This is a genomic window from Roseomonas nitratireducens (genome assembly GCF_017813355.1).
Lineage (GTDB): Bacteria > Pseudomonadota > Alphaproteobacteria > Acetobacterales > Acetobacteraceae > Neoroseomonas > Neoroseomonas nitratireducens.
This window is the reverse complement of the sequence record NZ_JAGIYZ010000001.1, coordinates 357,633-375,748: the sequence shown is the minus strand read 5'-3', so window position 1 is coordinate 375,748 and position 18,116 is coordinate 357,633. Positions and strand designations below refer to the sequence as shown.

The window sequence follows — 18,116 nt, the reverse complement described above, 5'->3', positions numbered from 1 at the left end:
TTGATCCGCGTCAAGGCGCCGCGCCGTGATGTCGCGGACCCTTCGGAAAACAGCCGGAGGACCCGCCCATGCGCGCACGCGACATCATGACCACCGACCCCGTCTCGGTCGCGGCCGAGACGCCGCTCGAAGCCGTCGCGGCGCTGATGGCCGAACGCGCCGTCTCCGGCCTGCCGGTCGTCGACGGCACGGGCCGGCTGCTCGGCATCGTCACCGATGGCGACCTGATGCGCCGCCTCGCGGCGAAGGAGGACAAGCCCGCCTCCTTCCTCGCCACGCTGCTCGGCGCCAATGCCGACCAGGCGGCGCGCTACGCCAAGACGCATGGCCGCCGCGTGGGCGACGTGATGACGACCGACCTCGCCACGGTGGGCGAAGACGCGACGGTCGAGGAAGTGGCCCATCTGCTCGAATCCCGCCGTATCCGCCGCGTGCCGGTGCTGCGCGACGGCGTGCTCGTCGGCATCGTCTCCCGCGCCGACCTGCTGCGCGCGGTGATGGCGCCGATCGCGGCCGGCGCGGCCGACGATGCCTCCGACCCGCGCATCCGCCGCGCCATCTACGCCGCGATGCGGGAGGAACCCTGGATCAGCACCCGCTACATCTTCCCCATGGTGAAGGACGGCGTGGTGTCCTTCCACGGCTTCCTCGGCAGCGAGACGGCGCGCACGGCGCTGCGCGTGCTGGCCGAACGGGTGCCCGGCGTGAAGGAGGTCCGCTTCGACACGGTCGCGGCGCCGGCCTTCATGCTCGGCGTGCCGTGATGCCGGCGGCATCGGGTCACGACCGATGCCGAGGCCGCCGATGCGGCCACCCGACATCCGAGGGCGGCGGCCGATGCGCCTGCATCCGCCGCCCTGGGCATCCGGCCCCATCGGTCAGCACGACTCACCTTTTTCATTGTTTTTCCACGCCTGAGGGCGCATAGGGGCGGCGTCGCGCGGGTCGAACCGCGCCGCACGCGCCGCCCCGGCTGCGGTATCGGTCCCCGCCAGATCGTCCCATCAGGACGACACGCGGTGCGGGCCCGGGCCAGGGGCGCCGGCGCGCCCGACCATCAGGATCGTCCCAATCCCGCGGGACCGTCTCTCCGCACCGACGCGCCCGGAACACCCGCGCGCGCGTGACAGGATCATCGTGACCAATGCATTCGAGGCGCTGAGCCTCGACACCCGCATCCTCCAGGCGCTCGCCGAGGAAGGATACACCACCCCCACCCCCATCCAGGCCCAGGCCATCCCGATCGTGCTCGAAGGGCGCGACCTGCTCGGCATCGCCCAGACCGGCACCGGCAAGACCGCCGCCTTCGGCCTGCCGCTGCTGCACCGGCTCGCCCAGGAAAAGGGCCGGCCGCCGCGCTTCGGCTGCCGCGCGCTCATCCTCTCCCCCACCCGCGAACTGGCGTCGCAGATCGCAGACAGCCTCAAGGCCTATGGCCGGCACCTCGGCCTGACAGTCGCGGTCGTCTTCGGCGGCGTGGGCTTCGGCGCGCAGCGCACCGCGCTCGCCCGCGGCGTGGACATCCTCGTCGCCACGCCGGGCCGGCTGCAGGACCTGATCGACCAGAACGCCGGGCGGCTCGACCACATCCAGACGCTGATCCTGGATGAGGCCGACCAGATGCTCGACAAGGGCTTTCTGCCGGCCATCCGCCGCCTGCTGAAGTCCATACCGGCCCAGCGCCAGACGATGTTCTTCAGCGCGACCATGCCGACGGAAATCAACCGGCTGGCCAGCGAGATGCTGAAGGACCCGGCGCGCGTGTCCGTCGCCCCGGTCGCCACCACGGCGGAAAAGGTCGCCCAGCGCGTGATCCACGTGGCGGCCGCCGGCAAGCGCCAGGTGCTCGCCGAGATCCTCCGCACGGAAGGCATCGGCCGCACCCTGGTGTTCTCCCGCACCAAGCACGGCGCCGACCGCATCGTGAAGCAGCTGGACCAGGACGGCATCAGCGCCAACGCCATCCACGGCAACAAGGCGCAGAACGCGCGCGAACGGGCGCTGGCCGCCTTCCGCGACGGCTCCGCCCCCGTGCTGGTCGCCACCGACATCGCCGCCCGCGGCATCGACGTGGACGGCGTGACGCACGTGATCCAGTTCGACCTGCCGGAAGTGCCGGAAACCTACGTCCACCGCATCGGCCGCACGGCCCGCGCGGGCGCGTCGGGCGAAGCGATCGCCCTGTGCTCCCACGAGGACCGCGACAAGCTGCGCGCGATCGAGAAGCTGATCCGCCAGCAGATCCCGGCCGAAACACGCGCGGGCATGACCGCCCCCGCGGCGGGCGACGCCCCGGCCCCGGCACGCGCCAGCCAGCCCAAGCCCCCGCGCGGCGACCACCGGCCGCAGCGCCAGCCGCAACACCGGCCGAACGGCCACGGCGGCAAGCCTGCGGACCCCAAGCGCGGCGGACAGCCGGGGGGCAACGAAGCCCGTCGGCGGCCGGCGGCGGCGTCCGACGAGCCGCGGCGGGACAGGTCCTGGCGCGAAGGGGATTTCCGCGACGGGTCGCCGGCGCCGGCGTTCCTGCGGCGCGGGAAGTAAGGGTGAAGGCCGGGGGAAGGGAACTTCCCCCGGGCCCCCTTCCTTTTCTGGCTGTCCGCCCTGGCATCAGGGCGGTGCGAGGTCGTGGTCCGCGTCGGATCGCGACCACAGGCTTGAACCGGCGCTGCCCCGGCGGGTTTCGCTGGACTTTTCAACTCGGCGGTTCTTATATGGGTATATTGTCCTAGACGGACCTGGTGCTCTTTGAACCCGTGCATCCGCCCCAGCCCTGCCCGCCGGCAATTTGTCCGAAACCAACACGCATGGTTTCCAAAGGCCTTTCGGCCTTTGGCGGGGGAGTCCGAGGGGGCGGCGCCCCCTCGCCCCACCACCGGGAATTTGTCCGAAACCCTACAATCGCCCCGTCCGCCCGGCCGCGAGCCCCCTCACCCGAACACTTCCGCCCAGGCCGCGCGCAGCGCCGCGTCCGCTTCGTCCATCGTCGCGAGCACGCCTTGCGCGTGCAGGCTCGTCACGCCGAATTCGCTGATCCCGCAGGGCACGATGCCGCCGAAATGGGACAGGTCCGGGTCCACGTTCAGCGCGACGCCGTGCCAGGACACCCAGCGTGTCACGCGCACGCCGATCGCGGCGATCTTGTCCTCGGTGCCGGTCGCGCGGTTCGGCACCCACAGTCCGACGCGTCCCGCCCGCCGTTCCGCCCGCACGTTGAAGCGGTCCAGCGTGCGGATCAGCCATTCCTCGAGCCCATGGACGAAGGCGCGCACGTCCCGCGGCGCCACGCTGCCGTGCTGGCGCGTCAGGTCCAGCATCACGTAGCCGGTGCGTTGTCCCGGCCCGTGATAGGTCCATTGCCCGCCCCGCCCGGCCGCGAAGGTGGGGAAGCGGGCGTCGCGCAGGTCCTCGGGCCTGGCCGAGGTCCCGGCCGTGTAGGTCGGGTCGTGTTCCACCAGCCAGACGCGTTCGCGCCCCGTCCCCGCCCGGATGGCGGCGGCGTGGGCTTCCATGGCCTCCAGCGCCGGCCCGTAGGGGGTACGGCCTTCGCTGATGATCCACTCGACGGGGTCTGTTGCTGGCGGCGCGGTCATGGGCTATACGCCGCGCCCTCTACCCGGTTTGCGGTCGTGGCGGAATGGTAGACGCGCCAGCTTGAGGTGCTGGTAGGGGAAACCCTGTGGAAGTTCGAATCTTCTCGACCGCACCATTTTCCTTGCCTCAGACGCCGGCGCCCGCATCCGCGGGCTTGGCTTTCGCGCCCTGCGCTGGCGGTCCGAGCGCCGCTGACGGTCTGGGCGCGGTCGCGCCTTGCGCTCCCGGATCGAGACTGGGCCTCGATCCGCGTCCCGGGAGGCATCGCTTACCCTCGCTAAGCCGCCGGCCCCCGGTCGCCTCCCGCGAAGCCTTCCGTTAGGTTCACCGTCGGAGGTGACCTGATGGACGAGGATTTCCGGCGCGCCGCGCTCGACTACCACCGGCTTCCCCGGCCCGGGAAACTGGCGGTGGAGCCCACCAAGCGCATGGCCACCCAGCGCGACCTCGGCCTCGCCTATTCCCCGGGCGTCGCCGCGGCCTGCGAGGCGATCGCCGCCGACCCCGCCACCGCCTACGACTACACCACGCGCGGCAACATGGTCGCCGTCATCACCAACGGCACCGCGGTGCTCGGCCTGGGCGCCATCGGCGCGCTCGCCTCCAAGCCCGTGATGGAAGGCAAGGCCGTCCTCTTCAAGAAGTTCGCCGGCATCGATTCGATCGACATCGAGGTCGAGGAACGCGACCCGGAGAAGTTCATCGAGGTGGTCGCGGCGCTGGAGCCCTCCTTCGGCGCCATCAACCTCGAGGACATCAAGGCGCCGGAGTGCTTCGTCATCGAGCGCACGCTGCGCCAGCGGATGAAGATCCCGGTCTTCCACGACGACCAGCACGGCACCGCCATCATCGTCGCCGCCGCGGTGCGCAACGGCCTGCTGCTGCAGGGCAAGCGCATCGAGGATGTGAAGCTGGTCAACACCGGCGGGGGTGCCGCCGCACTCGCCTGCCTCGACCTGCTCGTCTCGATGGGCCTGAAGCGCGAGAACGTCACGATCTGCGACATCGGCGGCGTCGTGCATTCCGGCCGCAACGACCTCGACCCCTACAAGGCCGCCTGGGCGCGGGAAACGACGGCGCGGACGCTGGAGGACGCGCTGCCCGGCGCCGATGTCTTCCTCGGCCTGTCCGCCCCGCGCGTGCTGCGGCCCGAATGGCTGAAGCACCTGGCACCGAAGCCGCTGGTCCTCGCACTGGCGAACCCCGAGCCCGAGATCCTGCCTGAGGCCGTGCGCGCCGCGCGCCCGGACGCGATCGTCGCCACGGGGCGCACCGACTACCCGAACCAGGTCAACAACGTCCTGTGCTTCCCCTTCATCTTCCGCGGCGCGCTCGATTGCGGCGCGACCACGATCAACGAGGAGATGAAGATCGCCGCCGCCGACGCGATCGCCGCACTGGCCCGCGTCGAGGCGAGCGAGGTCGTCGCCGCCGCCTATGGCGGCCAGGCGCCGGTCTTCGGCGCGGACTACATCATCCCCAAGCCCTTCGACCCGCGCCTGATCCTGGAAATCGCGCCGGCCGTGGCCCGCGCGGCGATGGACAGCGGCGTCGCCTCGCGCCCCATCGCCGACTTCGCCGCCTATCGGCGCGAACTGGAACGCGCCGTCTTCCGCTCCGGCAACCTGATGCGCCCGGTCTTCGAGGCCGCGCGCGCCCGTCCCCGCCGCGTCGCCTATGCGGAAGGGGAGGATGACCGCACGCTGCGCGCCGTGCAGTCCGTGGTCGACGAAGGCATCGCCGAGCCCATCCTGGTCGGCCGCCGCGACGTGATCGCGGCGAAGGTCAAGGCGCTCGGCCTGCGCATGGCGCTGGGCGAGAGCGTGCGCATCCTCGACCCCGCGCAGGATGCCGAGGTGTTCGGCCCGCTGACGGACCTGTACCGGCTGAAGGTCGGCCGCCGCGGCACGCCGCCCGACGCCGCGGCCAAGCGCGTGGTGACGCGCCCGGCCGTCGCGGCCTCCCTGCTGCTGGAAGCCGGACACGCCGATGCGGCGATCTGCGGTGGCCTCGGGGACTGGATGGGGCAGTGGACCCATGTGCTCGACATCATCGGCAAGCGGGACGATGTCGGGCGCGTCTATGCCCTCTCCGGCCTCGTCACCCGCGCGGGCGAGCACCTGTTCGTCGTCGACACGCATCTGTGCCTGGAGCCGAGCGCGGAGCAGATCGCGGAGATGACGCTGCTCGCGGCCGAGCAGGTGCGCGCCTTCGGCATCACGCCCAAGGTGGCGCTGCTCTCGCATTCCTCCTTCGGCGCCTCCCACGCCCCTTCCGCGCGGCGGATGCGCCAGGCGCTCAAGCTGGTGCGCATGCACGACCCGGCGCTGGAAGTGGATGGGGAAATGCATGCCGATGCCGCGCTGATCCCCGCGATCCGCGCCCGCGCCGTGCCCGACAGCCGGCTCGATGGTGCGGCGAACCTGCTCGTCATGCCCGGGATCGACGCCGCCAACATCGCCTTCAACCTGGTGAAGGCGGCCACCGACGGGCTGCAGCTCGGCCCGCTGCTGCTGGGGATGAACAAGCCGATCCACGTGCTGGTGCCCTCGGTCACGGCGCGCGGCATCCTCAACGTGACGGCGCTGGCGGTCGCGCAGGCGAACGCCGCCGGATAGGGTCTGCCCGACCGGGCCGGACGCCCGGTCGGATCTCCCGCATCGCAGGACAGCGGAACCGGCACGGCCGGGACGCCGGCGTGCCGATCCGGCCATCCGCAGGTCGTCGGCGGCCGCCATGGCTCGTGCGCCCCCCGGCGCATTCCGCACGGCAAGCGCGCCGTTGATCTCCGATCCCCGCCCTGGCGTGCCGTGCGATGGCGGCCTGGAGTCGCGCGCACGGGCGACGCGCGTCGCGATTTTCCTTGCATTTCATTCAACGTTGAATGATTTTGGTTCTACGTTGAACGAAAGGCTTCCTCATGACCTCCCGTCGCCTCCTGCTCGCCGCCACGGGCGGCCTCCTCCTCGCGGGGCGCAGCCTTCGCGCCAACCCCGCGGCACCGTGGGATGCGGCGCCGGCATCGCGCCATCCCGACTGGCGCGTGCGTGCCGCGCACTGGGCCGTGCTCGCGCCCAATCCGCACAACCGCCAGCCATGGATCCTCGACCTTGCCGCCGATGGCGGCGCGCTGCTGCGCTGCGACCTCGACCGCCGGCTGCCGGCCACCGACCCGCTCGACCGGCAGATCACGATCGGCCTCGGCGCCTTCGCGGAACTCTTCCGGATGGCCGCGGCCGAGGAAGGCCGCCTCGTCGCGATCGAACCCTTTCCCGAAGGGGAGCCCGCCCCGCGCCTCGATGCGCGCCCGGTCGCGCGGATCCTCCCCCTGCCGGGCCACGCCGCCCGCGATCCGCTCTTCGCGCATGCCCCGCGCCGGCGCAGCGCCAAGGAACCCTTCGACATGGCGCGCCCGGTCGTGGCCGACGCGTTGACCGACCTCGCCGCCGCCACCGGGCCGTCCTTCCGGGCCACCGCTTCGCAGGCCGAGACGGCGGCGCTGCGCGACCTCGCCTGGCGCGCCTGGGTCACGGAAGCCGAGACGCCGGAGGCGCACCTCGAGACGGTGAACCTGATGCGCCTCGGCTCGGCCGCGATCGCCGCGCAGCCGGACGGCGTGCCGGTCGGCGGCCCTGGCCTGGACGATCTCGTCGCGCGCGGCGTCATCACGCGCGAGGGCTTCGCGACGCCGGGCGGGGCCGGCTGGACCGCGATGTTCGACCGCTACCGCCCCATGCTCGCCGCCACGCCGGCCTTCGTCTGGACCGTGGGGCCGGACACGCGGGCGGCGGCCTTCGCCGCGGGCGCCGCCTGGCTCCGGTTGAACCTCGCCGCCACGGGGCTCGGCCTCGCGCTGCAACCCGTCAGCCAGGCGCTGCAGGAGTATCCCGCCATGGCACCGCACTTCGCCGAGATGCACAGGCTGACCGGCACCACGGCGCCGCTCCGCCTGCAGATGCTGGGCAGGCTCGGCCATCCGCAGCCGGGCGCGCCACATCCGCGCCCCACGCCGCGCTGGCCGGCCGAATCGCGTATTGTGGGAGGGTGAGCACCAGCCAGCCCCCACCGGACGACCCGCCGCTCTTCGCCCTGATGAACGAGGTCGGCATCATCGAGCAGCTCGCCCGCAACCGCTTCGACGCGGCGCAGGCAGACGGGCTGCTCCTGTCGCATTTCGTCCTCCTCAACCACCTGGTCCGCGTCGGCGACGGCACGACGCCCGCGCGGATCGCGAATGCGCTGCAGCTCGCGCGCGGCGCCGTGACCAATACGATGCAGCGGCTCGAGGAACGGGGATTGATCCGCCTCGCGCCCGATGCCGAGGACGGGCGCGTCAAGCGCGTCTTCCTGACCCGTGCCGGGCGGGCGCGTCGCGAAAGGGCGGTGCGCGACGCGACCGCCGCCCTCGCGCCGCTGCTCGCGGACCTGCCGGCGGGTTCGGTGGAGGCCCTGATCCCGGGACTGCGGGAGATCCGCCGCCGGCTCGATCGCGCGCGGGACGGCTGAGGCGCGACGACACAAGACGACATTCGCGTCTGCGCATCTTTAGCGGACGTAAACGCCTTCCGACCCAGTGTACGGGGATGAAGTCCCGCACGGCGAGCGGCGCAGGATGCGCCATGGCTGCCGCGCGCCCCGGTCCGGGGAGTCCCGCGCGTGACCGCAACCACCTGTGCCGCCGGCGCTGAACCCGCCCCGCGGGCCGCGACGCGGGACCCCGCGCCCAAGGGGCAGGGCCTCAACAGCATCCCCATCCGCTTCGCGCTGCTCGCCGCCGTCTGCACGGGGCTGTGCGTCCTGGCCCTGGTCCAGATCGTCCTGCCGCTGCGCGCGACGCTCTCCGACGCGGAATTCTGCGCCGTCCTGCTCCTGACCGTCAGCGCGCCCGCGCTCGTCACCTTCGCCGCGGCGCGCAAGCTGACCGGCGCGATCCTCGCCCTGCGGCGCAGCACGGACGCGATCGTGCAGGGCGACTTCAACCGCCCTGTCGATGTCGACTGCGCCTGCGAGGTGGGCGGGCTCGCCGACAGCTTCCGCGCGATGATCGAGCGGCTGAACAGCAACATCCTGCGCATGAACGTGCTGGCCTACACGGACCCGGTGACGCGGCTGCCGAACCGCGCCGTGATCAGCCACGTGCTCGGCCTGGTGAAGACCGCCCAGCCGCCGGGCGGGTGCAAGGGCGCGCTGCTCTTCATCGACCTGGACGGATTCAAGCGCATCAACGACACGCACGGCCACGAGGCGGGCGACGAGCTGCTGCGCCGCGTCGCGGACCGCATCATCGGCGAAGGCTTCGGGATGTCGCGGGAGGAGATCGACGACTGCACGACCTCCTTCGGCGAGTTGCGCGAGGTCTGCCCCGACCGGCCCGTCTTCGCGCGCTTCGCCGGCGACGAGTTCGTCGTACTGCTGCCCGGGCAGGATGGCGAGCATGTCCTCGCGGCCCAGGCCCGCGGCATCATCGCGGCGCTCGAGGCGCCCTTCCGCATCCGCGGCAACGAGGTCCATGTCGGCGCCTCGATCGGCGTCGCGCGGCTGCCGGCCGATACCGAGGACCCGGAGCAGCTGCTGAGCTACGCCGACATCGCCATGTACGCGGCGAAGGAGGCGGGGCGGAACCAGGTACGCTTCTTCGACGCCTCCCTCCGGGCGCTCGCGGTGGACCGCGCGCGCATCGAGGCCGAGCTGCGCCACGCGATCGCGCGCGACGAGCTGAGCCTGCACTTCCAGCCCAAGCTCGACTGCCGCACACTGGAACCGCGGGGCGTCGAGGCGCTGCTGCGCTGGGTCCACCCGACCGATGGCGCGATCGCGCCGTCGCGCTTCATCCCCGTCGCGGAGCAGAGCGGCCAGATGGCGGCGCTCGGCTCGGCCGTCCTGCGCATGGCGATCCGGCAGATGCGCGTCTGGCAGGATGCGGGCACGCCCCGCCGCGTGGCCGTCAACGTCTCTCCCGTGCAGCTGGAACAGCCGGGCCTGGTGCAGGAGGTGCTCGAGACGCTCGCCGCGCATGGCGTGGCGGCCGACTGGCTGGAGCTCGAGATCACCGAATCGATGCTGATGTCGACGCGGACCCCGACGCTCGCGCGCATCGAGCGGCTGCGCGCGGCCGGGGTGCACGTGTCCATCGACGATTTCGGCACCGGCTTCTCGAACCTGTCGCAGCTCGCGCGCCTGCCGTCCGACGTGCTGAAGATGGACCGCTCGCTGCTCGAGGGCATCGGCTCGAACCCCAAGGCCGAGGCGATCCTGCAGGCGACGGTGCGCATGGCCCATGCGCTCGGCCACCGGGTCGTGGCCGAAGGCATCGAGACGGAGGCGCAGCACGCCTTCCTCGACGGCATCGGCTGCGACCTGGTCCAGGGCTTCCTGTTCGCGCGCCCGATGCCGGCGGCGGAGGTCGATGCCTGGCATCGCGCGCGCGCCGCCGCCGCACCGGCCCAGGCGGCCTGACCGCCGCTCAAGCGGACGGATCGCGTGCTCAGGCCCCGGCCAGCAGCGCCGCCAGCGCCTTCACCTCCGCCTCCTGCTCCTCGCGCAGGATGACGTAGATCGCATCGGCCTCGATCTCCTCGGTCCCCCGGGGATTGAGCCGCGCCTCCCCGCCCGGCGGGCGATAGGCGATGGCGGTGCCGAGCCCGCGCTCGACCAGCAGCGTCGCGACCTTCGACCACCGCCCGCGCCAGGGGCGCGGCAGGTCCACGCGGAACAGTTCGTTGCCTTCGGATGAGAAGAGGTCCTCGAGCAGCCGCTCCGCCCCCGGCGCGACCAGCGCGCGGGCCAGCATCTCGGGATAGGCGCGCAGCGGCCGCACGGCCGCCACGGCGCCCGCGGCGACCAGCCGGCCGCGGTTGCGGTCGTCCACGCATTCGGCGACGACGACGGGCCGCGTGCCCTCGGCCATCGCCAGCACGCGGGCGACGACATCGGCCGAGACGGCGTCGGAGACCGCGTCCTCCGTCCGCTCCGCCAGCACGATGACGGCCGCGGCGCGCGGCGCGTCGGCCATGCGCAGCGCATCTTCGTCCGTCGGCGCGCCTTCGACATGCACCAGGTCCTCGGCGCAGAGGATGGTCGGCAGCCCGTCGGCGCGCGCGGCGAAGGCGCGCGTCAGCAGCAGTACCGGCGCGTCCCTGTAGCCGGGCGTGCCGCGCAGCTGGCGCACCAGGCCGCGGTAGAAGCGCACGGCGTCGCCTTCCGGCGTGCCGACCACCAGCACATGGCCTTCCATGCCCCACCTCCAGGCGCCGCCGCGCTTGCGCGCGCGCACCTCCTCCCGCCATTCGAACCAGTCCGATGCGACCTTGGCGACGACGAAGACGCCGCCGACGAGCAGCAGCAGCACGGTCGCGATCCGCCCGGCGCCGGTCTTCGCGAAGACGTCGCCGTAGCCGACCGTGGTGAGGGTCACGACGGCGAGCCAGAGGCTGTCCGCCGCCGGCATGTCCTCCAGCACCGCCATCGCCGCCACGAACAGCAGCACCATGCTGGCCAGCCAGGCGAGCGGCCGGCGGAGCGCCGGTTGCCCATGGCGCCACCGGCGGCGGCGCCACAGCTGCCGGAAGACGGTCAGCATGGCACGGGCATCACCGCGCCTGGGCGGTGATCCCGAACATGCGCTGCGCCTCGACCGGGCTCGCCGGCGGGCCGCCCTGCACCTGGCCGAGCACGATCGGCTGCGGCGGGTTGGCGCGGATCTCGACCGTCTGCGCCTGGCCGCGGATGAAGCGCTGGATCGCGTCGCGGATCGGGTCGAGCGCGGCCGCGCCCGGCTGGCTCAGCGCGCCGCCCGCCATGGCGGCGAACTGCTCGCGCAGCTGCGGCTCGGGCGTGCGGGCTTCGCGCGCCTGGACGGACACGAAGCGGCCGAAGAGCGAGGCATCGGCATAGCGCAGCCCCATCGAGATCAGCCGCATCTGGCTGAAATCCGCGGCCTGCGCGCGCTGCTGCGTGACGCCGTCCATCACCATGGCGAAGGACAGCGTGCCCGCGTCCCGCCCCGCGACGGACAGGTCGCGGATCTCGATCCGCCCGGTCGGCGCGTCGTAGAGCGTGTCGGCCGTGATGTCGGCCTCCACCGCCTGGTAGCCGAAGCGCGTCAGCCAGTCGGCAATCATCGGCAGCGGCTCGACCCGGATGCCGCGGAAGGCCAGGGTGCCGGAACCCGAGCCGTCGGTGCGCGTGATGTTGGCCGCGAGGCGGACCTCGGCCAGCGCGCCCACGGCGCGGCCGCCGCCGAGCATCTCGATCCGGTCGATCTCCAGCGCCGCGGTGCCGACCAGCGAGGGCGGCGGCTCGTTGCGCATGACGGCGGCCAGCGTGCCGCCGAAATCCACCCCCGTCAGCGCCACGCGCGCGAGGCGAAGCGTGTCGGCGAAGCCGGCGTCGAGCCCGCCCACCTCGAGCCCTTCCATCGCGAAGCGCGCCGGCTGCCCGGCGATCCAGTTCTCGAGCGAGGCGACGCGCAGGCGCATCGGGCTCGATCCCGTGGCCTCGACGCCCTCGATGCGCAGCGTGTCGAGACGCACCTGCGCCGGGTCGGGCGGCCCGCCCGCGCCGCGCGGCACGGTCAGCCCCGCGATGCGCAGCCCGGCGATGCGCACATCCGGCCCGCCGGCGACGACGAGGCCGCGGATCACCGCCTCCCCCACGCCGTCCTCGCGCAGGCCGGCGATCGTCACCTCCTCGGCCGTCATGCGCTCGCCGCCGCGTTCCATCACCACGGCGGTCATGCGCACCTGCTCCCCGGCGCCGTCGAGCACCTGGGACGCGCCGTAGGACAGCCGCACATCGCTGCCGAGCACGCCGCGCAGGCGGGTGATGGCGGCGGGTTCATTGGCCGGGATCGCGGCCTGCGGCGCCGGTGCGCGCGGGGAGGGCGCGACCGCGGGCGGCGCGGCGGCGGGCGGCGCCGGGCGCGGCGCGGGCTGCGCCTGCATCGGCGCGCCGAGCGGCGGCGGCTTCGCGGTGGGCAGGGCGGGGGCGGCGGCGCCGGGCGCCTGCCCCTTCTGCGCCAGCACCGGACCGGCGGCGAGCGCCAGCCCCGCAACGGTGGCGAGCGCGAGCGCCCTGGCGCCGATCGTGCCTGCTGCGAGCATGCCGGGAGACCTCCTTTTGCGTGCCGGCAGTAAACCCCGCCCGGCACGCCCGCGCCAGCACCCGTGATCAGCCCCTTGGCGCAGCGTGTGAGGCATTTCACATGATGGGTGCATGACGAAGCCTCCCGTCCCCGCCGGCAAGGGTGCCGAGATCGCCGCCTTCCTCGACAAGGTGGCGCGCCAGCCGGCCGTGCGCCCCGCGCGCGGGCGGCCGGGCAGGCTCGTCTTCGCGGTCGACGCCACGGCGTCGCGGCAGCCGGCATGGGACCGCGCCTGCGCGCTGACGGGGGAGATGTTCCTCGCCACGCGGGATCTCGGCGGGCTCGCCGTCTCGCTCGCCTATTGGCGCGGCTTCATGGAATTCGCGGCCACGCCCTTCCTGACCGACGGGGCGGAACTTGCGCGGCGGATGTCGGGCGTGACCTGCCTGGGCGGGCAGACGCAGCTGCTGCGCGCGCTGCGCCACGCCCTGGCGGAATCGCGCAAGGAGAAGGTCGGCGCGCTGGTGCTGGTGGGCGACGCGGTGGAGGAGGATGTGGACGCGCTATGCCACGCGGCCGGGGAACTCGGCCTGTTCGGCACGCCGGTCTTCTGCTTCCAGGAAGGCGACAACCCGGTCGCGACCAACGCCTTCCGACAGGTGGCGAAGGTGTCCGGTGGCGCCTGGGCGCCGTTCGATTCCGCCTCGCCCGGCGCGCTGCGCGACCTGCTGCGCGCGGTCGCGGTCTTCGCCGCCGGAGGGCGCGGGGCGCTCGCCGCGCTGCCCGGGCCGATGGCGGCGCGCATCGCCGGGCAGTTGCCGGGGCCGCGGCGATGACCTGGCTCGCGCTCGGCGCGCTCGCGCTGCTGGCGGTGATGGCGGCGCTGCGCGTCTTCGCCTATGCGCCGGTGGCGAGCGTGAAGAAGGCGCTCGCCTGGGTCGCGGGCGGGCTGGGGCTCGTGCTGCTCGCCGCGCTGCTGTTCAGCGGGCGGGGGCTTCAGGCGCTCTGGTCGCTCGCCTTCTTCGCGCCGCTGATCGTGCAGGCCTGGCGGTCCTGGCGCACGGCGCGGACCTTCTCGCGCGGCGGCGCGGCGACGCCCGGGCAGGAAAGCCGGGTCGCGACGGCGACGCTCGAGATGGTGCTGCACCATGACAGCGGGCGGATGACCGGGACGGTCACGCGCGGGCGCTTCGCCGGCGCCGATCTCGCGGACCTGTCGCTGCCCGATCTTCTCGCGCTGCTGGCCGATTGCGGGGCGGAGGATGCGCAGAGCGTGCCGCTGCTGGAAGCCTGGCTCGACCGCGCGCATCCGGAGTGGCGGGAGGCCGCCCCGGCCGCGCCAACGGATGGCCCGCTGACGCGGGGCGAGGCGCTTGCCGTGCTCGGCCTCGCCGAGGGCGCGACGGAGGAGGAGATCCGCGCCGCGCATCGCCGGTTGATGCGCGCCGCCCATCCGGACACGGGCGGCAGCGCCTGGCTCGCCGCGCGGCTCAACGCCGCGCGGGATCTGCTGCTGGAAGGCTGATCAGCGCTCCAGGCACATGGCCACGCCCATGCCGCCGCCGATGCACAGCGTGACGAGGCCCTTCTTCGCGCCGCGCTTCTGCATTTCGAACAGCAGGGTGGTCAGCACGCGCGCGCCCGAGGCGCCGATCGGATGGCCGAGCGCGATCGCGCCGCCATTCACGTTCACCTTGGCCGGATCCCAGCCGAGGTCCTTGTTCACGGCCAGCGCCTGCGCGGCGAAGGCCTCGTTCGCCTCGATCAGGTCGAGGTCTTCGATCGACCAGCCGGCCTTGGCCAGCGCCTTGCGGCTGGCCGGGATCGGGCCCGTGCCCATGATCGACGGATCGACGCCGGCGGTGGCCCAGGAGACGATGCGCGCCATCGGCGCGATGCCGCGCCTGGCCGCCTCGGCCGCCGTCATCACCACCACGGCCGCCGCGCCGTCGTTGATGCCCGACGCGTTGCCGGCCGTGACCGAGCCGTCCTTGGCGAAGGCCGGGCGAAGCTTCGCCAGCACCTCCATCGTCGTGTCGGGCTTGGGGTATTCGTCGGCCGAGACCACCGTGTCGCCCTTGCGGCCCTTGACGGTGACGGGCGCGATCTCGTCGGCGAAGCGGCCGGCGGCCATGGCGGCCCCCGCCTTGCGCTGGGAATTCAGGGCGAACTCGTCCTGCTGTTCCCGCGTGATCTGGAACTTCTGCGCCACGTTCTCGGCGGTGTTGCCCATGTGGTAGCCATGGAAGGCATCCATCAGCCCGTCGCGCAGCATGGTGTCGACCAGCGCGAGGTCGCCCATCTTCTGCCCGGCGCGCAGCTGCTGGGCGTGCGGCGCCTGGGTCATGCTTTCCTGCCCGCCGGCCACGACGATGCGGGCGTCGCCCGTCGCGATCTGCTGGGCGGCGAGGGCGACCGCCCGCAGGCCCGAGCCGCAGAGCTGGTTGATGCCGAAGGCGGTGTGCTCGACCGGGATGCCGGCGTTGACCGAGGCCTGGCGGGCCGGGTTCTGGCCGGCGCCGGCGGCGAGGATCTGGCCGAGGATCACCTCGTCCACCTCGGCACCCTCGACCTTGGCGCGTTCGAGTGCGGCCTTGATGGCGACGGTGCCGAGCGCATGGGCGGAGAGCGAGGCGAAGGCGCCGTTGAAGGACGCGACCGGCGTGCGGGCGGCCGCGGCGATGACGATCTCGGTCATGACCGGGTTATCTCCCTTTGGGGGTGCATTGCGGCGCAACATGCGCCCTGGGCGGGGGGCAGGACAAGCGGCAGCTCGCCCGCCGGGCGGGCGCCTAGCGTACAGGTGTCAGCGGAACTCTGCTCAGCGCCGCGACGGCCTCGGCGATATTTGCCGCAACGGCGCCCTGCCAGGCCCGTTCGGCGCGCAGTTGGCCAATGGGCGAATCGCCGAACGTCGCGACGTGAGCGGTTTGGAACGAACGCTGCCAAACCTGTCTGCCGGTGCGCTGTTCCGTGAGGGTCCAGCCGAGCTCGGCCTGTGACCTCATGCTGAGGCCAACGACGGGCATGTCGACACGAAAGATCTGCACGGCCAGTCGGTAGTCCGAACCGGAATCGCGCCCTGCCCCGGCGAAGGTGCCGGACTCGCGCAGCGCCGCGACGACCGCCTCCGCCAAGGATTCATCGGAGATACCCGCCTGGGCGATGCTGCACGGTGCGCATCCGCCCGTTGCCGTGACCTCGACGGTTCCCGGATGCCTCGTTGTGGCCTCGACCCGCGGCGGCGTGAGCAGGGCAGGCGGCGCAGGCGGCGCCGAGCACGCGGTCAGGATTGCGACCGCGCCGGCGATGGCCAGGGAGCGCATGCCGCGGATCATGACTCGGGCTGGTTCAGGAGGCGGCCAACCACCTCGCGCACCATCGCCTCTGGCGACTGCCGGACAAGCGACGAGCGCACGGAACGACCGCTTGCGAGCGGGAACAAGGTCCCTGGTGTCCGCAGCGTGACGTCGAGCGAGATCATGTACATCGTGATGTCCCACATCCATCGATCGGCGTAGGTGACGACGGCATCGGCGTCGGGGGGCACGTCGGTTTCGCTCCCGATGGTTGCGACACGGCCCAGGCGTCGGAACTCGTCGGCGATGAGACGCTCGATTCCGCGCCCATCGGCAGGCAAACGCACCACATGCACGCGACGAACGTTCGACGGATTGAACCCGGGCGTCAGGCTGGCCGATTGCTGACTGACGCAGCCTGGCAATGTGAGCAGCGCCACGGCGCTCATGGCCAGTAGGTAGCGGCGCTTTCTCAGCATCGGGATCGCCTCGATCGACAACGACTAGTCTCTAGTTCGAATGACAGCACTTCACTGGAGCGCGATCAACGGAGGATGCTTCTATCTGCGAATTTTGTGCTGAGATCTGCAGAACGTGGCGAGTAAAGACGCTGTCCATATACCGTTCTACCCAGCGCCTGCTCGATTTCCGCTTGCGTTGGTGCGTCTATCCCGCCGCGAGGAACCGGGCTTTGGCGGCTGAACATCATGGGGCGGCGCGCCGGGAGGACATTCGGCGGAAGTGCTTTGTCCGAGCGTTGCCAGCCAGTCCCGCAACGGCCGCCACAGCGCCGCTTCCGCCCCCGCCCCGGCGACCATGCCGATATGCCCGCCCGGGGCGATGTGCAGCGTCGCCGCCGGCAGCCGGTCCGCGACCGCGCGGGCGGAGGCGGGGGGGACGATCCGGTCGCGCTCCGGCACGCCGATGAAGGCCGGGCCGGCCCAGGCGGCGGGGTCCACCACCTGCCCGGCGATGCGCCAGGCGATCCGCCCGGGCTCGTTCCGCCCGTACCAGCCGGCCAGGCATTGCCGCGCGACCGGGGCGGGCAGCGGCACGCCATCGTTCAGCCAGTCCTCCAGCGCCACGAACAGCCGTGCGCGCGCGCCATCCTGCGGCAGGCGGGCGAAGGCGCGGAATTTCTGCGCCACGCCGAAGGGGTCGAGCATGGCGAACAGCGTCTGGATGCCATCGACCGGCAGCGCGCCGGTCGGTTCCATCAGCGTCTCGAGCCCCGGCAGCAGCGCGGCGGCGGTGCGCGCGCGCCGCGGCCCGTCCGGCCCGGCATGGAAGTCCCAGGGCGTGGCCAGCAGCGCGAGCGCGCGGACGCGGTCCGGCCGGCGCAGCGCCGCGGCGAGCGCCAGCAGTCCGCCCATGCAGTAGCCCGCCAACACGACCGGCCCGGGAGCCGCCATCAGCGCCCGTTCCAGGCGGCCGGCGACGTAGTCGGTCAGGGTGAAGTGGCGTTCGGCCTCCCCCGGCCAGCCCCAGTCGAGCAGCAGCGTGCGGACCCCCTGGCCCGGCAGCCAGCGCATCAGCGAGGCCTCCGGCGTCAGGTCCAGCACATGGGCGCGATTGACCAGGGATGGGACAAAGAGCACCGCCGGCCCCTCCCCGCCATAGTCGAGCAGGCGCGTGCCGCCCTCGGCCCAGATCGCGGGCGGGTCGGGCGCGTCCCGCCGCCAGGGGTGGCGGCGATAGGCGGCCATGCCGGCGATCAGCGCGCGGTCGGCGCGGGCGAGGCGGCGCAGGACGGCGCCGGCCAGCGCCTCAGGCCGGTGGCCGGCGGCGGCGAGGTCGCCGAGGATCCTTGCCCGTTCCGCCTGCCCCGCCTTCGAGATCGGCCAGCCGCCGTTCCAGTTCGGCAAGCCGGTCGGCCATGGCATCCCGGGTGGGCTTCCGGTCGGCGGCGGGCTGCCCAGCCCCTGCATCGCCGCGAAGGCCCGCATCCCCGCCAGGCCCAGGTGCAGCGGCAGGGGGCGCGGGCCGCGGCGGCGCAGCGGGCCCGTCATCGGCCGGCCAGCGCGGGCGCGGCGCCATGGCGCTGGCTGCGCGCATCCAGGCCGCCCCGAGCGCAGCCCAGGCCGCCCATTGCTCGGCCAGTTCCGGATCGGCCGCCAGGCCGGCGATCTCGCTCTGCCACA

General features: G+C 72.9%; 15 protein-coding genes and 1 tRNA gene. 9 read left to right on the top strand and 7 right to left on the bottom strand.

What is annotated here, in order from left to right:
• Nucleotides 1–68: 68 nt before the first annotated feature.
• Together J5Y09_RS01705 and J5Y09_RS01700 are read left to right on the top strand one after the other, a co-directional pair.
• The gene (locus tag J5Y09_RS01705) at nt 69–764 is read left to right on the top strand and encodes a CBS domain-containing protein (RefSeq protein ID WP_209349975.1); all 696 of its coding nucleotides are present in this window, start codon (nt 69–71) and stop codon (nt 762–764) included.
• A gap of 373 nt (nt 765–1,137) precedes the next feature.
• The gene (locus J5Y09_RS01700) at nt 1,138–2,544 is read left to right on the top strand and encodes a DEAD/DEAH box helicase (protein ID WP_342451375.1); all 1,407 of its coding nucleotides are present in this window, start codon (nt 1,138–1,140) and stop codon (nt 2,542–2,544) included.
• Nucleotides 2,545–2,930: 386 nt separating this feature from the next.
• On the opposite strand, the gene lipB is transcribed toward J5Y09_RS01700, so the two are convergent.
• Complete coding sequence (lipB, locus tag J5Y09_RS01695; protein ID WP_209349974.1) at nt 2,931–3,593, bottom strand: lipoyl(octanoyl) transferase LipB; 663 nt, start codon at nt 3,591–3,593, stop codon at nt 2,931–2,933.
• 30 nt (nt 3,594–3,623) lie between these two features.
• Between lipB and J5Y09_RS01690 the strand changes: the two genes are divergently transcribed.
• From J5Y09_RS01690 to J5Y09_RS01670, 5 genes are all read left to right on the top strand, one after another.
• Nucleotides 3,624–3,709 (top strand) — tRNA-Leu (locus tag J5Y09_RS01690).
• Nucleotides 3,710–3,938: 229 nt separating this feature from the next.
• Nucleotides 3,939–6,212: an NADP-dependent malic enzyme gene (locus J5Y09_RS01685; RefSeq protein ID WP_209349973.1), complete on the top strand. Its 2,274-nt coding sequence runs from the start codon at nt 3,939–3,941 to the stop codon at nt 6,210–6,212.
• Nucleotides 6,213–6,514: 302 nt separating this feature from the next.
• The gene (locus tag J5Y09_RS01680) at nt 6,515–7,642 is read left to right on the top strand and encodes a nitroreductase family protein (RefSeq protein ID WP_209349972.1); all 1,128 of its coding nucleotides are present in this window, start codon (nt 6,515–6,517) and stop codon (nt 7,640–7,642) included.
• On the top strand, nt 7,639–8,100 hold the full coding sequence (locus tag J5Y09_RS01675; protein ID WP_209349971.1) for a MarR family winged helix-turn-helix transcriptional regulator: 462 nt from the start codon (nt 7,639–7,641) through the stop codon (nt 8,098–8,100). The genes J5Y09_RS01680 and J5Y09_RS01675 overlap by 4 nt, the downstream gene beginning before the upstream one ends.
• A 150-nt stretch (nt 8,101–8,250) precedes the next feature.
• Nucleotides 8,251–10,050 carry a putative bifunctional diguanylate cyclase/phosphodiesterase gene (locus J5Y09_RS01670; RefSeq protein WP_209349970.1) on the top strand — a complete coding sequence of 600 codons (1,800 nt, stop codon included), beginning with the start codon at nt 8,251–8,253 and terminating at the stop codon, nt 10,048–10,050.
• 28 nt (nt 10,051–10,078) lie between these two features.
• On the opposite strand, the gene J5Y09_RS01665 is transcribed toward J5Y09_RS01670, so the two are convergent.
• Together J5Y09_RS01665 and J5Y09_RS01660 are read right to left on the bottom strand one after the other, a co-directional pair.
• Complete coding sequence (locus J5Y09_RS01665) at nt 10,079–11,173, bottom strand: potassium channel family protein (protein WP_209349969.1); 1,095 nt, start codon at nt 11,171–11,173, stop codon at nt 10,079–10,081.
• Between the two features lie 10 nt (nt 11,174–11,183).
• Nucleotides 11,184–12,695 carry an aq_1923 C-terminal domain gene (locus tag J5Y09_RS01660; protein WP_209349968.1) on the bottom strand — a complete coding sequence of 504 codons (1,512 nt, stop codon included), beginning with the start codon at nt 12,693–12,695 and terminating at the stop codon, nt 11,184–11,186.
• 112 nt (nt 12,696–12,807) lie between these two features.
• Between J5Y09_RS01660 and J5Y09_RS01655 the strand changes: the two genes are divergently transcribed.
• Nucleotides 12,808–13,512, top strand: coding sequence for a vWA domain-containing protein (locus J5Y09_RS01655; RefSeq protein ID WP_209349967.1), 705 nt, complete (start codon nt 12,808–12,810; stop codon nt 13,510–13,512).
• Nucleotides 13,509–14,201, top strand: a complete 693-nt coding sequence (locus J5Y09_RS01650; RefSeq protein ID WP_209349966.1) for a J domain-containing protein — start codon at nt 13,509–13,511, stop codon at nt 14,199–14,201. Before J5Y09_RS01655 ends, J5Y09_RS01650 begins: the two co-directional genes overlap by 4 nt.
• On the opposite strand, the gene J5Y09_RS01645 is transcribed toward J5Y09_RS01650, so the two are convergent.
• From J5Y09_RS01645 to J5Y09_RS01630, 4 genes are all read right to left on the bottom strand, one after another.
• On the bottom strand, nt 14,202–15,374 hold the full coding sequence (locus J5Y09_RS01645) for an acetyl-CoA C-acetyltransferase (protein WP_209349965.1): 1,173 nt from the start codon (nt 15,372–15,374) through the stop codon (nt 14,202–14,204).
• A 94-nt stretch (nt 15,375–15,468) separates the two neighbouring features.
• Nucleotides 15,469–16,014 (bottom strand): hypothetical protein, encoded by a 546-nt coding sequence (locus J5Y09_RS01640; protein ID WP_209349964.1) that lies wholly within the window; start codon nt 16,012–16,014, stop codon nt 15,469–15,471.
• On the bottom strand, nt 16,011–16,475 hold the full coding sequence (locus J5Y09_RS01635) for a hypothetical protein (protein ID WP_209349963.1): 465 nt from the start codon (nt 16,473–16,475) through the stop codon (nt 16,011–16,013). Before J5Y09_RS01635 ends, J5Y09_RS01640 begins: the two co-directional genes overlap by 4 nt.
• 126 nt (nt 16,476–16,601) lie before the next feature.
• Nucleotides 16,602–17,984, bottom strand: a complete 1,383-nt coding sequence (locus tag J5Y09_RS01630; RefSeq protein ID WP_209349962.1) for an alpha/beta fold hydrolase — start codon at nt 17,982–17,984, stop codon at nt 16,602–16,604.
• Nucleotides 17,985–18,116 lie beyond the last annotated feature (132 nt).